Annotated in this window: 5 protein-coding genes; 2 read left to right on the top strand and 3 right to left on the bottom strand. The window is 64.6% G+C overall.

Annotated features, from left to right (window positions below; genetic code table 11):
• From eno to pyrG, 3 genes are all read right to left on the bottom strand, one after another.
• Positions 1-1,236 (bottom strand): phosphopyruvate hydratase (gene eno, locus BM436_RS35670; protein ID WP_093561660.1); only part of this gene is annotated, 1,236 nt, incomplete at its 3' end.
• A 160-nt stretch (positions 1,237-1,396) separates the two neighbouring features.
• Positions 1,397-2,251 carry a 3-deoxy-8-phosphooctulonate synthase gene (gene kdsA, locus BM436_RS35675; protein WP_093561657.1) on the bottom strand — a complete coding sequence of 285 codons (855 nt, stop codon included), beginning with the start codon at positions 2,249-2,251 and terminating at the stop codon, positions 1,397-1,399.
• On the bottom strand, positions 2,248-3,933 hold the full coding sequence (gene pyrG / locus BM436_RS35680) for a CTP synthase (RefSeq protein ID WP_093561658.1): 1,686 nt from the start codon (positions 3,931-3,933) through the stop codon (positions 2,248-2,250). Before pyrG ends, kdsA begins: the two co-directional genes overlap by 4 nt.
• A 201-nt stretch (positions 3,934-4,134) precedes the next feature.
• On the opposite strand from pyrG, the gene BM436_RS35685 reads away from it, so the two are divergent.
• Complete coding sequence (locus BM436_RS35685; protein WP_093561659.1) at positions 4,135-4,539, top strand: PRC-barrel domain-containing protein; 405 nt, start codon at positions 4,135-4,137, stop codon at positions 4,537-4,539.
• A 250-nt stretch (positions 4,540-4,789) separates the two neighbouring features.
• Positions 4,790-4,894, top strand: a 105-nt coding sequence (locus BM436_RS38775) for a transposase-like zinc-binding domain-containing protein (RefSeq protein ID WP_371859716.1), incomplete at its 3' end; no start/stop codon positions are given.

The raw sequence follows: 4,894 nt of genomic DNA on the forward strand, positions 1-4,894 counted from the left end.
GCCCAGGTCTTCCTCGATGCGCAGCAGCTGGTTGTACTTGGCCATGCGGTCCGAACGGGACATGGAACCGGTCTTGATCTGCAGCGCGTTGGTGCCCACGGCGATGTCGGCGATGGTCGAATCCTCCGTTTCGCCCGAGCGGTGCGAGATCACGGCGGTGTAGCCGGCGCGCTTGGCCATCTCGATGGCGGCGAAGGTCTCGGTCAGCGTGCCGATCTGGTTGATCTTGATCAGGATCGAGTTGGCGATGCCCTTCTGGATGCCTTCCTTCAGGATCTTGGTGTTGGTGACGAACAGGTCGTCGCCCACCAGCTGCACCTTCTTGCCCAGCGCCTCGGTCAGGATCGCCCAGCCGTCCCAGTCGCCCTCGCCCATCGCGTCCTCGATCGACACGATCGGGTACTTGTCGCACCAGCTAGACAGCAGGCTGGTGAACTCGGTGGCGGTCAGGCTCATGCCCTCGCCTTCCAGCTCGTACTTGCCGTTCTTGAAGAACTCGGAGGCGGCGCAGTCCAGGCCCAGCGCGATCTGCGCGCCCGGCTCGTAGCCGGCCTCCTCGATGGCCTGGATGATCAGCTTGATCGCCTCCTCGTGCGAAGACACCGAAGGCGCGAAGCCGCCCTCGTCGCCCACGGCCGTGCTCAGGCCCTTCTTGTGCAGGATCTTCTTCAGCGTGTGGAACACCTCGGCGCCGTAGCGGATGGCTTCCTTGAACGACGGGGCGCCGACCGGGATGATCATGAATTCCTGGATGTCCAGGTTGTTGTCGGCGTGCGCGCCGCCGTTGATGACGTTCATCATCGGCACCGGCATTTGCATCGCGCCCGAACCGCCGAAGTAGCGGTACAGCGGCAGGCCGGCTTCCTCGGCGGCGGCCTTGGCCACGGCCATGGACACGGCCAGCATCGCGTTGGCGCCCAGGCGCGACTTGTTCTCGGTGCCGTCCAGGTCGATCAGGGTGCGGTCCAGGAAGGCTTGCTCGTTGGCGTCCAGGCCCATGATGGCTTCCGAGATCTCGGTGTTGATGTTCTCGCAGGCCTGCAGCACGCCCTTGCCGAAGTAGCGCTTCGGATCGCCGTCGCGCAGCTCGATGGCCTCGCGCGAACCGGTCGAGGCGCCCGACGGCACGGCCGCGCGGCCCATGACGCCCGACTCCAGCAGCACGTCGCATTCCACGGTTGGATTGCCGCGCGAGTCGATCACCTCACGGCCGATAATGTCTACGATAGCACTCATGTCATTCTCCAATAGTTAAGCGAAACTGGTTCCAGGCGGCGGTCTCGACCGCGCGCGCGAAAAGTGCGGCAAGGGTACCAGAGCCGGCCCGGATGTGGAAGCGGGCCCGGCGTATGTTTTCTATACGCCGGGCCCGCCCCGGTGAAACTTTAAAACCCGATCAGTTGAAGCTGGATTCGAGGAAGCCGGCCTTCTTGGTGATGCGGTCCAGTTCGATCAAGGTGGACAGCAATTCCTTCATGCGGCCCAGCGGCACGGCGTTCGGACCGTCCGACAGCGCTTGCGCCGGGTTCGGGTGGGTCTCCATGAACAGGCCGGCCACGCCCACCGCCACGGCGGCGCGCGACAGCACCGGCACCATCTCGCGCATGCCGCCCGAGGAGGTGCCGTTGCCGCCCGGCAACTGCACCGAGTGGGTGGCGTCGAACACCACCGGCGCGCCGGTCTCGCGCATGATGGCCAGCGAGCGCATGTCGGACACCAGGTTGTTGTAGCCGAAGGAGGCGCCGCGTTCGCAGGCCATGAAGTTGTCCTCGTCCAGGCCCTTGGCCTTGGCGGCCGCGCGCGCCTTGTCGATCACGTTCTTCATGTCGCCCGGGGCCAGGAACTGGCCCTTCTTGATGTTCACCGGCTTGCCCGACTCGGCGCAGGCGGTGATGAAGTCGGTCTGGCGGCACAGGAAGGCCGGGGTCTGCAGCACGTCCACCACGGACGACACCACGCCGATCTCCTCGATCGAGTGCACGTCGGTCAGCACCGGCACGCCCAGCTCGCGCTTGACGTCGCCCAGGATCTCCAGGCCCTTGTCCATGCCGGGACCGCGGTAGGAGGTGCCGGACGAGCGGTTGGCCTTGTCGAAGGACGATTTATAGATGAAGGGGATGCCCAGTTCGGCGGTCATTTCCTTCAGCGCGCCGGCGGTGTCGAACGCCATCTGGCGCGACTCGATCACGCAGGTGCCGGCGATCAGGAAGAACGGCCGGTCGAGGCCGATGTCGAATCCGCACAGTTTCATGCCGCGTCTCCTTGAAGAGTCTCGACGGCGCGCAGGTGGCCGCCCTTGGCCGCCTTGTGCGCCAGCGCCGCCTTGATGTAGGACGTGAACAGCGGGTGGCCGTCGCGCGGGGTCGATTTGAATTCGGGGTGGTATTGCACGCCCATGTACCACGGGTGCGCGTTCTCGCCGCTGCGCGGCAGTTCCATGATCTCGCACAGATCCTCGGTCGGCGTGCGGGCGGCGACCACCAGGCCGGCCGCTTCCACGCGGCCCAGGTAGTGGTTGTTGGCCTCGTAGCGGTGGCGGTGACGCTCGGTCACGACGCTGCCGTAGATCTCCGACGCCAGCGTGCCCGGCTTGACGGCGCAGGCCTGCGCGCCCAGGCGCATGGTGCCGCCCATGTCGGACTTCTCGTCGCGTTTTTCCACTTTGCCGTCCAGGCCCTGCCACTCGTCGATCAGCGCGACCACGGGCTGGTCGGTCTGCGGCTCGAACTCGGTGGAGTTGGCGTTGGCCAGGCCGGCCTTGTGGCGCGCGTACTCGATCAGCGCGACCTGCATGCCCAGGCAGATGCCCAGGTAGGGGATCTTGTTCTCGCGGGCGAACTGGGCGGCCATGATCTTGCCCTCCACGCCGCGCTTGCCGAAGCCGCCCGGCACCAGGATGGCGTCGTATTGCGACAGCCCGGCGCAACCGGTGGTCTCGATCTCCTCCGAGTCGATGTACTCGATGTTGACCTTGGACTCGTTGTGGATGCCGGCGTGGCGCAGCGCCTCGGTCAGCGACTTGTACGACTCGGTCAGCTCGACGTACTTGCCGACCATGCCGATAGCCACTTCCGCCTTCGGGTTCTCCAGCGTGTGGATCAGCTTGCTCCACATGGACAGGTCGGCCGGCGCCGGGTTCAGGTCCAGCGCCTCGCAGATGATGGCGTCCAGGCCCTGGTCGTGCAGCATCTGCGGCACCTTGTAGATGGTGTCCACGTCCCACACCGAGATCACGGCGCGTTCCTCGATGTTCGAGAACAGCGAGATCTTGGCGCGCTCGTCCTCCGGGATGGCGCGGTCGGCGCGGCACAGCAGCGCGTTCGGCGAGATGCCGATCTCGCGCAGCTTCTGCACCGAGTGCTGGGTCGGCTTGGTTTTCAGTTCGCCGGCGGAGGCGATGAAGGGCACCAGCGTCAGGTGCACGAAGGCGGTGTTCTTGCGGCCGGCGCGCAGGCTCAGCTGGCGCGCCGCCTCCAGGAACGGCAGCGATTCGATGTCGCCGACGGTGCCGCCGATCTCGCACAGGGCGACGTCGTAGCCTTCCGCGCCGCGGCGGATGTAGTCCTGGATTTCATTGGTGATGTGCGGAATCACCTGCACGGTCTTGCCCAGGTATTCGCCGCGGCGTTCCTTGCGGATCACGGACTCGTAGATCTGGCCGGTGGTGAAATTGTTCACCTTGCGCATGCGGGTGGAGATGAAGCGCTCGTAGTGGCCGAGGTCGAGGTCGGTCTCCGCGCCATCGTCGGTGACGAACACCTCGCCGTGCTGCATGGGGCTCATCGTGCCCGGATCGACGTTGATGTACGGATCCAGTTTGAGCATGGTGACTTTGAGGCCGCGCGATTCGAGGATCGCGGCGAGGGAGGCGGCGGCGATCCCTTTGCCAAGGGAAGACACGACACCACCGGTGACGAAGACATATTTGGTCATTGCGAGATAGGGTGCCGAACGGCACGCTGCGGGAAATTGAAATTATATCCTAAAGTCCGCTTTTTCTCATCCCCGCTGCCTGAAAATCCTGCAACTCCCGGGGCGGGGTGATAAAAAATGCAAGATTTCCCCGTATGTGGTGCAGCGTACAGAGCCCGGCCCGCCGCCGCGGGACAATGGATTTTTTTACAGGAGGACGACATGAGCTACGAAGAACGCGATGCCTATGGCATGTATGTGGACCGCGGCCATAAAGGCCCCGGCCCGGAACTGATGGGCGCCGACACGCTGATCGGCGACCACGTGCACAACCTCAAGAACGAGCACCTGGGCACGATCAAGGAAATCATGATCGACATGGCCAGCGGCAAGGTCGCCTACGCCGTGATGTCGAGCGGCGGCGTGATGTCGATCGGCGAGAAGCTGTTCGCCGTGCCGTGGGAGGCGCTGACCCTGGACACCGTGAACAAGCGCTTCACGATGAACATCGACAAGGACCGCATCGAGAACGCGCCCGGCTTCGACACCGACCACTGGCCCAACATGGCCAACCAGACCTGGGCCACCGAGGTGCATAGCTACTACGGCACCAGCGCGTCGCGCTAAGCGGCGCCCGCCCGGACACCGGCGCGCCCCTCGGGCGCGTTTTTTTTGGCTATGTCGCGGCTAGGTGTGGAACTGCCCGCCCAAACTCAGGTCTGACAAGTACTTGCAGACATGGGAGGCGGCGATGAAGAAGAGTGAGTTCAGTGCGCTAGCGGCACAATTAATTGAGCTGTCACCGGAGCAGCGGGGCGTCATTCGTGAAATGCTGAATGAATGGAGCAAGGGAGCTGAAGCTGGGGAGATCCGGGATATGCTCGCCACCACGTGCACGAGCTGTCCTCATTGTGGAGGGGCCGAGCTATACCGACATGGCCAGGCTCACGGGCTTCCACGCTACCGGTGTCGGGCGTGCCGC

Origin of the sequence: Pseudoduganella namucuonensis (assembly GCF_900116645.1) — a bacterium.
Taxonomy (GTDB): domain Bacteria; phylum Pseudomonadota; class Gammaproteobacteria; order Burkholderiales; family Burkholderiaceae_D; genus Rugamonas; species Rugamonas namucuonensis.

What these genes read in the sequence shown, in the direction of transcription:
- kdsA (WP_093561657.1), bottom strand. Translation starts at nt 2,251, where the DNA reads ATGAAACTGTGCGGATTCGACATCGGCCTCGACCGGCCGTTCTTCCTG.
- pyrG (WP_093561658.1), bottom strand. Translation starts at nt 3,933, where the DNA reads ATGACCAAATATGTCTTCGTCACCGGTGGTGTCGTGTCTTCCCTTGGC.
- BM436_RS35685 (WP_093561659.1), top strand. Translation starts at nt 4,135, where the DNA reads ATGAGCTACGAAGAACGCGATGCCTATGGCATGTATGTGGACCGCGGC.